Source organism: Enterococcus sp. DIV0703 (assembly GCF_051711065.1).
In the GTDB taxonomy this organism is placed as follows: Bacteria; Bacillota; Bacilli; order Lactobacillales; family Enterococcaceae; genus Enterococcus_B; species Enterococcus_B hirae.
Map to the genome: position 1 here is coordinate 40,624 of NZ_JBIOLX010000003.1, position 16,942 is coordinate 57,565.

Sequence of the window (16,942 nt, forward strand, 5' to 3'; positions counted from 1 at the left end):
TATTATATCAAAAGAAAAAATTTTTTCAAAAAACTGTTTACAAAAGACTATAAGTTTAGTATCATAAGTTTGTAGTCATAAAGAATATAAAAAAGAAAGAAGGAATACAAATGAAAATATTACGAGTACTTGCAATTGGAGCGACTATTGGTGGAGTTGCATTGGCAACTGCTCACGAGAAAGTAAATGCGGAAGAATGGACACCACGCACGGTGGAACAAATTAAAGCAGATATGAAAGGTAACGAATATACAATCGTTTGGGGAGATACGCTAAGTGGAATTAGTCAAGCAACAAACATTTCTGTACAAAAATTAGCAGATATGAACAAAATTGCGAATGTAGACTTAATCTACGCAGGAAACAAACTAGTTTTTAATGGAAATGTAGCAACTGTGCAGAATAACAAAGGAGAAACAGTTGCACAATCAGTGATTCAGCCACAAGATAAAGTTGACTCAACGAAACCAGTTGGACAACCAGTGCAAAATACAACAAGCAATAATACAACAAATTCAGCAACTCAAAATACAACGACACCTTTAACAGATAACACAGTAACAGGTAACACACAAACTGGCGGTCAAACAACTGGAAATACAGAAACAACAACGCCAAGCACACCAGAAAACAACGGTGGCACAACTCAAACACCAACACAACCAAGTCAACCAGGTAATAATGGTAACCAAAACGGCTCGACAGGTGGAAATACTGGTGGAGGACAAACAACGCCATCAAATCCTGGCAACAATGAAGGAAATCAAGGTGGATCAACTGGAGGAAATGGGGGAACAACACCACCTGAACAACCAGAAAAACCACAAGAACCAACAATTGTAGCAGGTAAAGTTGGTAATTCAGGAATGATATTTATTACTGAAAATGAAGCATATGATTGGGCAGATCAACAAACATCGGATCATAATTCTGTGTGGTTTAATAAGGGATTTGTTGTTAGTCCAATTATTTATAGTGATGATTCTCAAAAATATACAATTGATTTTTATTAACATATAGCTAAATTTAGAATTTAGAAGCAATGACAAAAATGTTGTTGCTTCTTTTTTTATAGTTGTTTTTAGGAGGTGGTTGATGTGGAGGTAGTTGTTTAAGCGAAAAATCTTGTAGAAAAAAGTAAAAAAATATGGAGGGATCAAAATATTATGAAATTCGAAGGATTGAAGAAAGTTAAAAAAAGAATGGCTTCATTCATGCTTTTTTTGAGTTTGAGTGGGACAATTAGCCAACCAATCAGCGTATTAGCAGAAACAAAAGCCTTGAATCAAGCACAAAGTAGTAATGTAGTAGAAGAATCAAGTAAAAAAGCGACAGAAATAAGTAGTTCTGATCAAGAAGAAAATCAATCGTCAGAAAAACAAAGAAATGATACTTCTAAAACAAATCAAACGACAGAAACTACTGGAACGATATTAGAAGATAATGCTAAAAATGAGTTGCCTAAAGTGATTACTAAAGAAGTGCCTAAAGGAATGGAACAGTATTTTTTTGGTTTGAAAGATATTCAATCGGCAGATTCATTTTCTAAACAAGAAGAAATGGCTAAAAATTCTCAAGAATGGCAGTCTATGTTACAAAAAGATTATTTCTTACGTTCAGGAATGTTATTGTCTGAGAATGGAAGACAATATGTAAATATGACTAGAATAACACCAAGTGGAACATATTATACGCATGATTATATTATTCGTTGGCGTTTAAATGGAGAAGATGTATTTTGTCTTCAAGAAGGTGCATTTACGCAAGCAGGTATTTCATATAATCAGCAATCTTTAGACAGTGTTATTTCTAATACAGTAATAAAAAGTAAACTATCTAGGTTAAGTTATTTTGGATATTATAGTAATCCTACAATGAATAATTACGTTTTAACTCAAGTAATGGTGTGGGATACGATTGGTGGAAGCTTTGTAAATTATGGAAATATTGGACAAAGTACTTATGAAAACTTTAAGAATACCACTAATGCTGAAATTTCTAAATTTGAAAGAAAACCTTCATTTGACGGTAAAACATATACAGTTAAGTCTGGAGAAGAAATTGAGATAAAAGATACTAGTGGTGCTTTTTCAAGTTGGTCAGATTCTATAATTGCTAATACTTGTAATGTTCAGGTAAGAAAATCTGGTAATAGTTTATTTGTTAGAGCAACAAATGAATCGAAAAATGGATATATTGATCTTTCGTATTTACCAAGTGGAACAAAAGGTATAGGAACTCCGTTTGCGTATGTAAATTCTAATGCACAGACATTAGGTAGACTTTTTTTAAGAGACCCTAATAAGTCGACTGTAAATATTAAAGTTTTGAAAAATGGTAATGCCAAAATCAAGAAAGTAGATGCGGATACAGGTAAAGCTATTTCTGGTGCGAAATTCAAACTTTCTTATGGTGGAAAACAAGTAGAAGTTGTCACAAATGCCAATGGGGAAGCTGATCTGAAAGACGTTCCACATGGGACAAAAGTAACGATCCAAGAAATCCAAGCTGCTAATGGCTATGTAATTAATAAAACACCACAAACAGTCACAATCGAAGCGAATCAAACAGTTACGGCAACTTTTAAAAATAAAAAACAAGTGGGTCGTTTAGATCTTATTAAAGAAGATAAAGAGACAGGAAATCAACCACAAGGCTCAGCTCGATTAGATGGTGCAGTATACGGGTTATTCGAAACAAATGGTCAGAAAGTAAAAGAAGTCACGCTGAAAAAATCTGGAGATAAAGTCACTGGTTCTTTTGAAAACATGCAAATCATGCATGACTATTATGTTCAAGAAGTTAAAGCGCCAGAAGGTTATAATCTAGATACAACAAAATATCCAGTAAATATTGCTTATGCTGGTCAAGAGAAAGAAATTGCAGTTCAATCAATGACTGTAAAAGATCAAGTGATTAAAGGTGGCGTAGAAATCGTTAAAATCGGTGATAAACCACTTGTAAAAAAAGTAATGGACAAAGTGACTGGTAAGTCTGATAATGTGAAACCTAAACTAGAAGGGGCAGAATTTACAATCACTTCTAAAACAACAGGGAAACCAGTCAAAGTAATTACGACCGATAAAGATGGTAAAGCAAGTACAGGTAAAACATTGCCGTATGATTCTTATATCATGACAGAAACAAAAACCCCAGAAGGTTATTTAACCATTGAACCAATCGAATTTACGATTTCGGAAGAAGATCAAAAATTCTTCTGGGTATTGGAAGATAAAATCATTGAAGCTCGTTTGCATTTAGTCAAAGTAGACGCAGAAACAGGTAAAACTATTCCATTGAAAGATACCACGTTCAAAATTTGGGATCGATGGGCAAATGATGGAAAAGGCGACTATGTTTCAATGCGTGTTCCTAACTCATTAAAAGTTAGTGATGAGTTTAAGACGAATGAGGAAGGAGAATTAGTCACAAGTGATAGTCTAGCGTTCGGGAATGATCGTTATGAAATTCGTGAATTGCGTGCGCCAGAGGGCTATTTACTTGCGACTGAACCAGTTGTTTTTTCTGTAACTGAAGCTGATGCAGGTGGTGTGATTACGATTAAGTTCGAGAACATGCCACAAAAAGGGCAAGTGAAAATTCATAAAACTGGAGAAAAAGGGATTTCTACTGTCGAAAAAGAAGGCGAATATGGTAAATATGTCGATATTCAATACGATCAAGTGGATTTAGCAGATGTTAAATTCAAAGTTCGTGCGGCAGAAGACATTAAAACTCCAGATGGAACAATTCGATTAGCCAAAGGAGAATATATTCAAAAAGACGGAAAAGATCTTGAATTAGTGACAAATGATTTAGGAGATACTCTTTCTGATCCTAATTTGTATATTGGAAAATATGAAGCAATCGAAACTGAAGCACCAAGTGGTTACGTTATGCAAGAAAAACCAATTCCTTTTGAAATTAAATATAAAGGACAGCTGGTTGAATTATCTTCGACTGATGTAGAAGTTGAAAATCCATTACAAAAAATCAATGTATACGGCTATAAAAAACAAGAAGTCGTAACTGATTGGGAAGATGGAAAACCAACGATTGAGCTTGAAAATGCGAAAAATGGTCAAGTGTTCGGTTTATATGTTGGCGAAGAAGGACTACAAATTGGTTATAATGTCCTACCCGAAGGGAATGCTCTTGCGTATTCAAAAGTAGAAGACGGCAAAATTTCATTTGAAGGATTGACCTTGCCCAACGTTCCAAGTAATTACTACTTACAAGAAGTGAATGCTGGGAAAGATCATGTATTAGACGAAACGAAATATACGTTCCAGTATGTTCCATCAAGCAATGAGAAAGAACATAATATTCATGTATTTGCGGATGGATACGCTGAAAATAAAGAAATTCTAACGAAAATGTCTCGTAAAGAGATTGAAAATAAATTAGCATATACAGACGTTGAGCTAATTAAAACGGATAATCTAGGAAACAAACCGCTTGAAGGGGTTGAGTTCCAATTGATTCGTGTAGATGGTAAAAAAGAAACAGTGATCGACACGTATAAGACCGATAAAGACGGAAAAATCGCTGTGAAGAAGTTACCAACTGGAAGCTACAAATTCAAAGAAATAAAACCGTTGAATTGGTACTATCCAAATACAGACGATTTGAGCTTTGAAGTAACGCCAGAAACCAATGGGCAAGAGATTTCACTTAAAGCGGTCAATAAACGTCAATCAATGAAAATCACCACACTTTTAGCAACCGTAGACGGTAAAAAAGAAGCTGACCCGACTGTTGATAATACATTGCGTGATAAAGTAGAAATCAAAGGTGCGGAAGTTGGTCATACGTACTATATCGAAACGCCATACGTTGATCCAGCAACGAAAAAGGTGATTACAACTGTTGAGTCTACGTATACCGCAAAAGCTGAGAATGAAACAATTTATGTGGATATTCCAATCGCAAAAAATACGATGAAAGACGGTCAAAAAGGGGTAGCTACTCACTATATTTATTACGACAAAGAGAAAACAAAAGAAGTTGGTAAAGAAGATGATTTGAAAAATAAAGATCAAACTGTCACATTCAAAACGCCTAAATTCTTACCAAAAACGAATGAATCAAGCAACGTACTAATAAGTATGATCGGCTTGGTTCTTTTTGTTTGTGCTAGTGTTGTAGTTTTTGTTCGTCGTAAATCACACAAATAATTAATGAAATAGAGATAGTTGAAATGACTATCTCTATTTTTATTCAAGGAGAGTGAGAAAAATGTTTTCTAAATTTCTGAACAAACATAATAAGAAAAAACAAAATAGAAATGAACTTAAAAATATTTATGGAGATTTTTATTTGAATGCTAACAAATTGAATGAGAATGCCCTAAAACATGTTAGCCAATCAAAGAGAATAAAAAGAAGTGATTGTTTTATACAAGAAGACACTTCAAACTTTCTTATTATACCTAAATCAAGAAATCCTAAATGTGGAATAATACACGATTATTGTGAAAACAATTGAGGATTTTTGCCAAAAATAGCTTAAAAAAGGAGGTTTCTCATGGAAATAGTACAATGTGAATATTATAGAGAGCAGTCATCAAATCATCTATACAAAGCAATTGGCAACCAACCATTGCCTGATGAATACAGGGATAAGGAAAGTGAGGAATTTTATAAAGATTATTACTATTTTTTTGTGGTTGATCCAAAAGAAACTGATTTGAAAAAGCTGATGTTTCTTGATTATGTAGATATAAAAAAATTAGATTTAGTTCCTGCTACAAAAAAGGAAGTAGAGTTCTATAAAGCTGTAGAACACATACTTCAATATCAAGAAATGCAGATGTTATAGAAAGATTCTATGTAAATCATAAAAATTTTTTGAAAAAAATGTGAAGTTACTTTATTGCTGAGAGATTTTGACTAAAATGTAAGGAGGAAAATATGAAAGGTAAAGCTAGGACTTACAAAATAGGTTGTTTATATGGTTTTACGTATAATCCACTTATCCAGCAACCATATTGGTTTGACTTACTTTCTGTAAAATCTATTGAAAGATTAACAGAGTACTTGATTCTATGTTTTCCAACTAAAAATGGTTTTGTAATTGGTGAGTTCATAGATAATCAAAACGGAGAGTTATTATCTGATAAAATAAATGAATTATATTTAAATACATTTTCTTATGAGGTAATGTTTCCGTTAAGAAATGATTGTCCTATGGTTTACAATTTTCAAACAACATTTGACAGAGATAAGATTCAAAAGTTTTTTTATGATCTATCAATTTCATATGATATGTGGACAAATACATTAAACTTTTTATAACATGTTAATTTGATAACGATTTTTCTAATTTATATAATAAGAGTATGATCTTTATTTCGGAGGATACTTTTATGACAGAAATTTATTGGATCAATCTACCTAAGTTATTGGATAACATGGAAGAAAAAGGTTGGTATGTTACAGGTTATTCTTTTGATTATAAAACAAATGAATTTGTTTCAATTATCAGTAGAGCTCCTGAAGATATTAAATGTAAAGATTGTCCATTAGATGTAACTAGTCGCATGACAATTTATAAAAATGGAGATTTAGAGAGTCCCTTAGTTTGTTATACTACTGATCGTTGGATTCATATAAATGTTCCAGAATTTTATCATTTTTTTGAATTGGAAGGAAATAGTAATGTACCATTTAAGCTGATTTTGAAAAGATTTATTCACTATATTGACAATCACATTAATCCAGTATTTCAAAAAAAACAAATTGATAAAGTTGAAAAATGTATACTAAATTATCTTAGTGTCTCTGATAGTACTAGTCCAGAACGTATATATTGTTTTTCTGTTGGACATAGTAGATGTAAGAAGGACGGTAGTCCAGGAAAACGGTCCACTTTCAATTCAGAAAAGACAAAGCGATTAAGGCCAAATTTATATGAAAAATATGGTAAATATATCGAATTAAGTTTTAGTTATTCAGAAGATCCTAACAAACTAAAAAATGACTGGGAAATTATAAGAAATTTTGAAGCTAATGAAAGAAAGAAAGGAAATTTGTAGATGAAAAAAACGAGTAAACTATTGTCTGCGTTATTGTTATTAGGTCAAGTTGTTGGCTATACTCCATCTGTCTTAGCAGACGAAGAACAACCAACTGTTTCGACAGAACAATCAGCGACAGTGAATTCTGACCATTCTACAACAGATAGTACAAATACAACTAAGGAAGAAGATACAACTGATTCTTCCATTGAACAACCGGAGCAAAAACCAAGTGAATCAACTGATCAAACGACAGATAGTTCACAAGCAACAGAATCTAAACCAGAAACAACTACTCCTGGTACGACAGACTCTAGTCAGCCAGAAAATAATACGCAAGAATCTACTAAGCCTTCAGAAACGAAGCCTGTGGAACAGCCAACCAAAAAACCAAGTGAATCAGTGAATCAAGAAGTGACACAACTAACAAAACCTGCAGAAGTCACTCCTTCACAACCAGTTTCGAAACAGCCTTCAACCACTGGACAAAATGCACAACCAAAAGCAGAAACAAAGGCACGAACTCAAGCAACTGTGCAAGAAGAGTCAAAAGCTTACCGTCAATCACCAACTGCGCCAATTCAAGAATTAGTCCCTTCTAGCAAACAAGATAGCGAAGGAAATATTCATTTTGAAAAAGACGAGTCTGTCGAAAGTTTTATTCGTAAAATTGGCGAGTCTGCTCGTAAAATTGGACAAGAAAATGATTTGTATGCTTCCGTCATGATTGCCCAGGCGATTTTAGAATCAGCTAGTGGTCAAAGTCAGTTAGCCCAAGCGCCAAATTACAACTTGTTTGGTATTAAAGGCACACATAACGGAAAAGGTGTTTCTTTTGCGACACAAGAAGATTTAGGTAATGGGACACTTTATACTACCCAAGCAACTTTTAGACAGTATGAGAACTACGAGGATAGCTTAAATGACTATGCTCAACTATTGAAAGAGGGCTTAACAGGAAATAGCCATTTCTACGATGGTGTTTGGAAAACGAATGCGAAAACTTATCAAGAAGCAACGAAATTTTTGACAGGACGTTATGCGACAGATACTAGCTACGATAAAAAATTGAATGGTTTAATCGAAACCTATGATTTAACTAAGTATGATAAAGAAGTAGCGGGTCCAAAATTAAATAAAAAAGGATATGCCGTTCCATTAAAGAATTACACGATTTCTAGTCCATTTGGTAATCGTGGAGGAGAATTTCATAGAGGAATCGATTTGGCAGCACCACAAGGCGAGCCAATCTACGCTAGCAAAGCAGGAACGGTTATTAAAGCAGAGTTTCACCCTTCATGGGGCAATTATGTAGCCATTGAGCATGAAGACGGTACAACGGCTTTATATGCGCATCAACAAGAATATCAAGTCAAAGTTGGTGACAAAGTAAAACAAGGACAAATTATTGGTTATGTTGGCTCAACAGGAAACAGTACAGGTAGTCACTTACATTTTGAATTATGCTTAGATCACAGTTTAAACCAATCACAATTGATTGATCCAGAAACAATCTTATTCTAAGAAATATTCTAATATTGATTTTCTGAATAAGTTGAGTACAAAAATTATAAAAAGTTATGTTGAATAATTAAAAATTAGCAAAAGAAGTATGACGTATAGTAGTTTAGTTTGGTCGATATGAGAGATTTACGTAAGTGAAAAATTAATTATATAAGTATTCTCTATTTTCCAAAAAACTCTTACTTCAAGTATTTATAACTGCTAGATTTAGTTAAGTAATTAGCAGTATTAGTAAGGAGGTAGAGAGAATGACTTTTTATCAATTACTACAATTAGATCCTTTAATACTTAAGCAAAAAATAAAAAGTACAAAATCCAAGTATGATCGTAGAAAATATCTTTTATCCCTAGTTTTACGTTCATTTTTAATTGTTGGTTTTGCTATCTGTGTGATTGCTTTATCTACGAAGTTTTTTGGTGAATCCAATAAGTCATATGCTATTGTCTTTTTCTGTATGATGCTTAGTCTAAGATTCGTTGACTTTGGGTATAAATACGCTCAATCAATTTTAGGCTTGAGTGTTGTCTTTGGTGCTTTTTTTGTTGCACCATTTGTCCATTTATTACCACATTTTACTTTGCAAGTATTGTTGCACTTCCTTTTACTAGGAGGAATACTAATTGCTACTCTAAGTGATCCCAAAATGGGAAATCCGTCATTATATGGATTTTCTTATATATTTGTTGTTTATTCGACAATAACAGAACAAATAACGAAAAAATTATTGAATGATCGTCTTCTTTTCTTTGGTCTCTTTTTTCTTATATTTTGGTGGATAATTTATCACAATCATCGCAATAAGCACAAAAAAAAGACAATGTTTAAGGCTTTAAAAGAAAAGAGTGTTTCATTGAAAATTTGGTTGTTTTCCTATGTATTTCTCATTAGCTTATTATTGTCTATTAGTCAGTATCTATCTTTTGAACGATTCATGTGGGTTGGGTTTGCCTTTTCCTCTTTATTTGCGAGCTATGGATTTTCAATAATTGATTTGAAAACACGTGCAACCGACCGTTTGCTAGGCACAATTATTGGTATATTTTCTTTTATTCTATTAAGTATGTATTTACCAATTGAGATACTTAGTTTATTAGGTGGTATTTGTTTAGGATTTTGTTCTAGTTACCGTTATAAAACGGTTTTTAATTGTATTGGTGCGTTGACGATAGCTAGTCAGATGTATGGAATTCCTCAAACATTAGCAATGCGGTTTACTTATAACTTGTTAGGTGTAAGCTTAGCTATTTTGGGAATTTGGTTTGTAAAAATGTTGCTAAAGCAAAAAAACATTGTGAAAGAGGCTAATTGATAAAAGAGCTTACTTATATCATGTAGTAAGTATAATAATTATTCTAATAAAAATAAGGATAGAAAATAGATTTACATTATTATTTTGTTATTTAATTTATTTTTCAATCGCAATTGGTTGATTCAGAAACAGTCTTATTCTAAGGAATAAGGCTGTTTTTATTTTGGAGGTGAGTTTATATTGGAGAATTTCGTAGTGTTTCTAACGTATATTTTGATATTTGTAAATATAAGTATTTATATTTATATGATTTGTAAACATTTTGATTTAGATTGGATTCCGTTGCAGATAATATGGGGTACGTGGTTTTTATTTGTAGTGTGGTGTTTAAATAAGATATCATCTGCACTATTTACTTAAGAAAAATTAGATATAGAACAGCTAGTAAAAATCCTATACCGTAAATTCTCAATGTTTCATTGATCTTATTTGGATATAATCCAAAAGTTATTCTATAGTCTTCTCTATACTTAGGAAGACCGATTTTACCTCTTAATTTATTTAAATCTTTTAGATAGGAATTGGAAAACTGTCGATATTTTTTGTTATATGTTTTAAATTGCTTTTTTGATACAGGAATATTTGATTCTACAATTTCTTTTAAATAGTAAACAGTGTAAAAAGATAGTCCGAATTCTAACTCTGTATCTTTCACTTCATTGTAAAGTTTTGTTAAAGCTGAATGTATTTCAGTTATAGTATCTTCATTTACTTGTTTAAATAGTTTTTTGTTAATTGAATTTTGGAATGGGACAAATATTTTGTTTAATTGACTTTCAAGAATAGGATTAATTCGAATTGCTTTTGGTTGGTTTATAGCAATATATATACTAACTATAATATTAATAAAACTTATGCCAAGAGTAATATATGTTGTTATTTCAGTGTGTTTCATATTTCTGTAAAACTCCTTAACTATATTGATTAATATCATTTTAGTAAAATTAGTTTGAACAGACAACAGTGTGATACTTATAGCTTAAATCTGATTTATTCACAGTCTTATTTTAAAGAATAAGACTGTTTTTGTTTGATATGAATAAAAGAAGGGAGAATTTATATGTTATTTTGTGCAGGTCTATTTGTGGGTGCTATGTTTGGAATAGGAATCATGGCACTATTAGATGCAGGAAAGCAAGAAGATCAACAATGTGGAAGAGAATAAAAAACAAATTTATCTAATTTTTAGGAGGAAATTTTATTTTGAACAACCAAGAATCAAATTTATATCCTGTGAAGGATTTATTATTAGAAGAGAAAGATTATAATTTTTATGCCTATAGTAGAGACATTATCAAATCTCGTGTTTCAAGAAAATTAAGAAAGAAAAAGAATGGCATAATTGAAACTGAATATTGTTATTGCTTACCTGACAATGTTATTAAGAGTCAACCAAACTATCAAAAACAGTTGCCAAATGCTCGATATATTAAGAATCTTTGTATTTTAGACGATCAGAAAAATGTCATTCAAGAAGTTCCTATTTTGAGAGTCATTCAATCACGAAGTGGGGCATTAAATTTTGGGATTGATCGACAAGCTTTTACGGAAAATTTGATGAAACAAACGATAAAAGATAAGTAGGTATTATTTGATTTTTAGAATTTTAGTTAGGAGGATGTTTCATTTGGAGAGACTGGATGAATTAAAATTGTTAATAGAAGAATTGCGAGAAGTAGTTAGTGAAGTACAACAATTGCCAGATTTTATTAAAGATTTGGAAAATCAACGAATAATCGGCAACAAATATAATGATTCAATGATAGACAAGGAAACAATTTGTTTTGAGCTAATTGCGCATTTGTTGGCATTTTTTATTCCAGAGTTAGATCCTTCAGGCGAATCCCGAAATCAGACAAAAGAAGAACGAATCAAAGAAATGGATATAATTTGTTCTAAATTGAATCAGTATTTCATACGAAATGTCCTATTTCGCCTTCAGACGACATTGGATTCAAAGGAATTTTTACAATATATGACAGTGTGTGAGAATTTCTGTCTTCAAAGTGAAAAGTTAATAGGTAATAGTAAGTAAAAAGAGTTAAATGAAAAGAGGTGATCATGTTGTTATTAGAACATGTATTGAAACAAGTCATTCAAGAGACCTATCCAGATAAGAAAATCTATCAGGACTTTACAATTAGGATCGTTCCTAAAGAACTAAAATCAAAACATGGACAATATATTCAAAATGATCGAAAAATCGAAATCTATAATTTGAGTCGTGCGCCTGGCGCAAACTTTTTAACGACTTTGCATGAAGTGGCTCATCATATAGAAGCTATGGATCTCGGCGAAACAGCGCATAAAGAAACGTTCTATGCTCGTTTCTATCCTTTAGTCTGTACAGCGTTAAATAAAGGATATCTCAATCAAGAAGATCTTTTAATGGATAGTCAAGATTCTTCTGATTATAAGAAACTCTGTCAGTACTATGGCAATTCTTTTGCAAAGGAGTTTACAGAGTCAAAAGAAAAAGATACGGTGGTTGTTTTGGGTGCTTATCATGCACGTGCTTTATTAAAAAGACGTGATTTTTCTTACTTATCTAGTCAACATATGTGGGTAAGAAAATTTGAGAACGAAGCACAAGCCATGAGAGAACGACAAATTTTAGAAAGTTTTCACCAAGATTTTGAGTTGAAAGTCGTTTCCTTCTTAGAACCACTTTTCGTTCAAACGTATTATATTGCTGTTCCTGGTGCTTATCAATATCGTGAAATTTTACGAAAAGAAGGGTTTATCTGGAATGGATACGGTTATAAAAACGCATGGATAAAGAAAATTCCAAGTACGGAATATCATAAAGTACGTGATTTTCTAAAAGAACAACGATTGTCAGGAAAACGAGTACCCGAATTACAAAAATAATTGAATCAAGTGTTTTTCAATAGAAGATTTTGTATCTTCTATTTTTTTTATAAAAAAATAAAGGAGAAATGAATATGGCATTATCTGTAGAACAACGAAAAACAAAAGAGGTCGCAATGGCAGTTTTAGAAGCCAACGGCCAAGACTATGATACGGCATTAGATCAGTTCCACCAGAAAATTATTTCCGAAAATCAAGAACTGATTTTAAAAAGCTTGAAAAAACAAGCAAATAACAATCAATTTCAGAAAGGACAATATAATGGAAAATAATCAAATGAATCTTTTAGGGCAAAGGAAAAAATATGGCATTTCTTCGTGGATGAAATTTAGTTTAAGTGCATTTGCGGTTATTTTGCTATTTCAACTATTATTTCCCATCGATGCTTTTGCAGACATTCAAAGCTCGGTAAATAAAGCCGGAAATGAAGCGACAAAGTTAGTACGAAATGTAACTGCTGCAATCGGAACAGCGATTATTGCAGGAGGCTTTTTAGCAAACATGATGCCCATTATGGAGATTAGTCAAAAAGCGAAGATGATTATTGTTCGTGCTGGAGTCTCTATTCTAGGGATTTCATTCGCGGCACAGTTAGTCGATTGGATTATGTCTATTAAATAGATTGAAATGAAAGTTGGTGAGAATGTTGATTGAAGTTAAGATTGAGGAATCTAATGCCGTACGAATTAGAAAAGAATGCTATTCGTATGTGGAATTTGAACAACTTTCAGAAGAATTACGTCCAGAAAATTCAGTGACTTATCTTTTGGTACAAGATAAAAAAGTCTTATATCAAGGGAAATATCAATGTGTTTCAGGGTTATCTTTTCATGAATCAATCCATTATAGTATTGAGCAAATGATTCAATCAGGCACATTAAAACAGCGTAAAGGACAGAAATTGTTGGAGTTGTTAGATCGAGAATTAGCTTTTCCTGGTGGAACTCAACCTTCGTCTACTTCAGTTTCTTTCACACCCTCTTCTGAAAAGAAGAACAAAAAATACTTTTCTCTCAACCTTGTTTCTTTGCAATCTTTTTTTAAGATTCATTGGAAAAAAATAGGTATAGGAGGAAGTATTTTTTTTCTTCTTTTTATTGGTATTTTGTGGAGTTCAACTCAAAAAATTAAGACAAACCAAATCGATTCTTATCAAACATTAGTTGATAAGAAAGAATATACTGTAGCGTTGAAAGAATACCCACAAAAAGAAGAAGTGTTAGTAAAGCAACTTTATAAAGAAAAAAACAAGGAAGAGCTTTCTACATTAGCAAAAGAAGGAGAATCACACCTTGCTTTATTTTATTTGCTCTTTTTAGAACACCAGTGGAAAAAAATCACAGAAATGACTGATCTGCCTGTGAATGAAGAAACACAAGGTATGCTTGGTTTTGCCTATTTAAAGCAAGGAAAAATCGAAGAAGCAGAACTAATCAACCAAGAAATTAAAAGTAAGGTATTAGACGAGCAGATTCAGCTTGCAAAAAAAGAAGAAGCTTATCAAGCCATTCATGAGAAAAATGTCAAAAAAGCAGAACAAATCAATCAAGAAATTCATGACGAAGAATTAACTGAAGATCTATCTGTGGCTAAAAGTATTGTGAATCTACTTGAAAAATATCAAAAAGACAAAGAGAATACGACACTTTCTGAATCTGAACGTAAGGAAGCAGAAGAAAACTATAAACTTTGGGAAGAAAAATTACAACAACTAGGAGGAGTTTCAAATGACGAATCAAACAACGAACAATAAAGGAAATGGATTTCAATCGATTCCGAAAAAATGGTGGTTGATCGGATTATGTTCCGTCTCTATTCTAGGCGTAGGAGGTCTTATTACTTATAGTTATAGTACTTCACCACAACAAGAAGTAGCCAAAAAAGAACAAGTGTATTCTAAGGATAGCGATAAAGAAAGTGCAAAAGCATGGGAAAAAGTCATTGAAAAAGAAACAAAAGGTAAAGAAAAATCAACACCACAGAGAAAAAGTAATATGGATAAGCTTTTAGGTGTATTAACAGGAGAAAATAACGAAGATGATTCAAGTATTTTTGGATTTAAAGTGTCAGATAATGACAAGAAAGATCGAACAAATCTCATTGGGGAATTAGCTAAAGCGTTAGATATACAAGAAAGCAAGGAACAAAAACGAGAAACTAAACCAAATAGTGAAAATAAGAAAGAACCTTTATTCTTACTGACAGATAAACAACAATCATCCAAAGAAGAACTGATTGATTTATCGAACCCTATTTTGCCAGATAAAAAACCAGAAGTCGTTTTACCTGAGAAACCTGAAAATCCAGGAATAGACGAAGAAAAACCAATCGCTCCAGATATACCTGTTTTACCAGAGGATCCCAATGTACCAGTCCTACCAGATATTCCTGATATACCAGTAGACCCTACTCCCGAGCCAACGCCTGATCCAGAACCAGTGCCGCCAGTTACACCAGATGAACCAGATCATACATTAGATCAACTCATTACTACGAATAAGCTTGCTTTAACCACGGTTAAAAATAAAGCAGAACAATTGAATCAATCATTGAATCAAGTAAAGAAAGAGTTAGAAAACTTAACAATGATTGAAGAAAAAACTGCACAAACTGCAGAACAAGCAACGAATGAATGGCAAAAAGTTTCTGATCTAGTCAATGAATACAATCGTCTATCACAAGAAATCAAAAAATTGATTGAAGTCGATGGACAAGTATTGCCAATCAACTATGATTTATATCGTGAAACGTATGAACAATTGACTCAAAAAGTAACTGAAATCAAAGAAGCACAGAACAAAGCCAATCAAACGACTACACAAATGAGTGAATCAGTTCAACAAGCACAAGAAACAGCCAATCGGTTACCAGAAATGAATCAACAATATCAAGAGTTACAGACACAAGTTTCGACAACTAAGGATGAGATCCAAGCAACAGTATCTAATGCACAGTCGAATGAACAAGTGAGCCATGCAGTACAGAATGAAATCACCCAAGCGACACAAGCTTCAGAAGCATTAACTACAACAAATCAAGTGGTAGGTAGTCAAATAGAAAAGAGCCAACAAACCGATTATCAACCTGTTTTGGAACAAGCAAGCCAAACTGTCGAAACAGTAACGAATGAAGCGAATCAACAAAATAGCGCTGTAGATTCCGTTTTAAATGATTTTCAATCATTGCCTACTGTAGAAGAGGTAGAAACTCCTTCTACGCCTGAAACAGCTCCAGAAACGCCAGAAATGACTGATTCATCGTTGAATGAACAAAATCAATCGGAATCCTCCCTGAATAAAGATCCAAGTGATCAATCTACCATTTTGTCAGAAGGATCTTCTTCAGATAGCGGCACTCAAATAGGAAATGGAGGAATCGTATAATGAGTAAAAATGATTATTATTCGTTAGTTGTTCGTCGATACATGCAAGAATTTCTGGTTCTTGCATGTATTTGGTTTTCTTTACCAGTGATTTTTTCTGGTTATGATCATTTGAAATCTTATAAAATTTTTTTTAGAGGATTAGGATCTGGTGACTTAGGCAGTTTGTTTCTGCTTGTTGGAATCTATTACGGTATCTTTTTGATAGTAAAAGTATTTTTTTATTATCTAAGAGGGAAATATCATTTATTTTCTTTTATTCGACGCCAATTTTTAAAATGGTGGGGGTTCTATTTACTGACAGGCACATTCGGTTATTTTGATGGTTTTATTGCAGGAGATTGTTCTATTTCTGCTTTTCGTTCCTTCTTGATTTTATTTGTTTTTACATTTTTAGAAATTCGTTTAAATCAAGTATACGATCAATTCATTATTACAAATTATGATTTACCTAAAAAGCAGAAATCATTGAACTATCTGACTTATATAGGTTTTGAAAAAGTAACAGAAGATTTGATTATGATCACTCATGGAAATATATCTGTTGAAAAGATTTTTCATCATTATCGTGTCAAACGTACGCCTTTTACTTTGGTTGTTTCAAGAGATTTGTCTAAATGGACTTTCTTTTATCGATGTATATTGAATCTAGTATTTAGTTTTTTGGTTTTCTATTTAAGTATAAATGGAATGATTGAAGAGAAGAATGTTTTACGGTACACAGGGCTTATTATAATAAGTCTTTTGGTGGTTTTGTCTGAAATTCCAACTTTATATGAAATCGTTGAGAATTTGAAACAATGGTTTAGAGAATATCGCAAGGGAGGAAAAAACTAA

Annotated in this window: 17 protein-coding genes; 16 read left to right on the forward strand and 1 reads right to left on the reverse strand. The window is 32.5% G+C overall.

The genetic code is table 11. The features are described 5' to 3' along the window. Positions 1 to 110 precede the first annotated feature (110 nt). The 7 genes from IGK81_RS14090 to IGK81_RS14120 all read left to right on the forward strand — a co-directional run bounded on the left by IGK81_RS14090 (position 111) and on the right by IGK81_RS14120 (position 9,852). Positions 111 to 1,013: a LysM peptidoglycan-binding domain-containing protein gene (locus tag IGK81_RS14090; protein WP_104761948.1), complete on the forward strand. Its 903-nt coding sequence runs from the start codon at positions 111 to 113 to the stop codon at positions 1,011 to 1,013. A gap of 153 nt (positions 1,014 to 1,166) precedes the next feature. Further along, positions 1,167 to 5,177 carry a SpaA isopeptide-forming pilin-related protein gene (locus tag IGK81_RS14095; protein ID WP_104761949.1) on the forward strand — a complete coding sequence of 1,337 codons (4,011 nt, stop codon included), beginning with the start codon at positions 1,167 to 1,169 and terminating at the stop codon, positions 5,175 to 5,177. 349 nt (positions 5,178 to 5,526) lie between these two features. Further along, positions 5,527 to 5,820: a hypothetical protein gene (locus IGK81_RS14100; protein WP_010720542.1), complete on the forward strand. Its 294-nt coding sequence runs from the start codon at positions 5,527 to 5,529 to the stop codon at positions 5,818 to 5,820. A 92-nt stretch (positions 5,821 to 5,912) separates the two neighbouring features. Then, positions 5,913 to 6,296, forward strand: coding sequence for a hypothetical protein (locus tag IGK81_RS14105; protein WP_010720543.1), 384 nt, complete (start codon positions 5,913 to 5,915; stop codon positions 6,294 to 6,296). A 71-nt stretch (positions 6,297 to 6,367) separates the two neighbouring features. After that, positions 6,368 to 7,036: a DUF6037 family protein gene (locus IGK81_RS14110; RefSeq protein ID WP_104761950.1), complete on the forward strand. Its 669-nt coding sequence runs from the start codon at positions 6,368 to 6,370 to the stop codon at positions 7,034 to 7,036. Next, positions 7,037 to 8,542: a peptidoglycan DD-metalloendopeptidase family protein gene (locus IGK81_RS14115; protein WP_010720545.1), complete on the forward strand. Its 1,506-nt coding sequence runs from the start codon at positions 7,037 to 7,039 to the stop codon at positions 8,540 to 8,542. A 248-nt stretch (positions 8,543 to 8,790) separates the two neighbouring features. After that, entirely contained in the window at positions 8,791 to 9,852 is a 1,062-nt protein-coding gene (locus IGK81_RS14120) for an FUSC family protein (protein WP_104761951.1), read from the forward strand. 352 nt (positions 9,853 to 10,204) lie between these two features. On the opposite strand, the gene IGK81_RS14125 is transcribed toward IGK81_RS14120, so the two are convergent. Beyond that, positions 10,205 to 10,747, reverse strand: coding sequence for a hypothetical protein (locus IGK81_RS14125; RefSeq protein WP_010720547.1), 543 nt, complete (start codon positions 10,745 to 10,747; stop codon positions 10,205 to 10,207). Between the two features lie 165 nt (positions 10,748 to 10,912). On the opposite strand from IGK81_RS14125, the gene IGK81_RS14130 reads away from it, so the two are divergent. From IGK81_RS14130 to IGK81_RS14170, 9 genes are all read left to right on the forward strand, one after another. Further along, positions 10,913 to 11,017 (forward strand): DUF3789 domain-containing protein, encoded by a 105-nt coding sequence (locus IGK81_RS14130; RefSeq protein ID WP_088764531.1) that lies wholly within the window; start codon positions 10,913 to 10,915, stop codon positions 11,015 to 11,017. Between the two features lie 38 nt (positions 11,018 to 11,055). Beyond that, the gene (locus IGK81_RS14135; protein ID WP_010720549.1) at positions 11,056 to 11,436 is read left to right on the forward strand and encodes a hypothetical protein; all 381 of its coding nucleotides are present in this window, start codon (positions 11,056 to 11,058) and stop codon (positions 11,434 to 11,436) included. Positions 11,437 to 11,479: 43 nt separating this feature from the next. Further along, positions 11,480 to 11,887: a hypothetical protein gene (locus IGK81_RS14140; RefSeq protein WP_104761952.1), complete on the forward strand. Its 408-nt coding sequence runs from the start codon at positions 11,480 to 11,482 to the stop codon at positions 11,885 to 11,887. A 26-nt stretch (positions 11,888 to 11,913) separates the two neighbouring features. After that, positions 11,914 to 12,723: a hypothetical protein gene (locus IGK81_RS14145; RefSeq protein ID WP_104761953.1), complete on the forward strand. Its 810-nt coding sequence runs from the start codon at positions 11,914 to 11,916 to the stop codon at positions 12,721 to 12,723. Between the two features lie 74 nt (positions 12,724 to 12,797). Next, positions 12,798 to 12,995 (forward strand): hypothetical protein, encoded by a 198-nt coding sequence (locus IGK81_RS14150; RefSeq protein WP_002334239.1) that lies wholly within the window; start codon positions 12,798 to 12,800, stop codon positions 12,993 to 12,995. Further along, a complete protein-coding gene (locus IGK81_RS14155; protein WP_104761954.1) occupies positions 12,985 to 13,344 on the forward strand; it encodes a hypothetical protein in 360 nt (119 codons plus the stop codon). Before IGK81_RS14150 ends, IGK81_RS14155 begins: the two co-directional genes overlap by 11 nt. A gap of 25 nt (positions 13,345 to 13,369) precedes the next feature. Continuing rightward, positions 13,370 to 14,476: a hypothetical protein gene (locus tag IGK81_RS14160; RefSeq protein ID WP_431393528.1), complete on the forward strand. Its 1,107-nt coding sequence runs from the start codon at positions 13,370 to 13,372 to the stop codon at positions 14,474 to 14,476. Continuing rightward, positions 14,451 to 16,106 carry a hypothetical protein gene (locus IGK81_RS14165; protein WP_104761956.1) on the forward strand — a complete coding sequence of 552 codons (1,656 nt, stop codon included), beginning with the start codon at positions 14,451 to 14,453 and terminating at the stop codon, positions 16,104 to 16,106. Before IGK81_RS14160 ends, IGK81_RS14165 begins: the two co-directional genes overlap by 26 nt. Further along, on the forward strand, positions 16,106 to 16,942 hold the full coding sequence (locus IGK81_RS14170; RefSeq protein ID WP_104761957.1) for a hypothetical protein: 837 nt from the start codon (positions 16,106 to 16,108) through the stop codon (positions 16,940 to 16,942). The genes IGK81_RS14165 and IGK81_RS14170 overlap by 1 nt, the downstream gene beginning before the upstream one ends.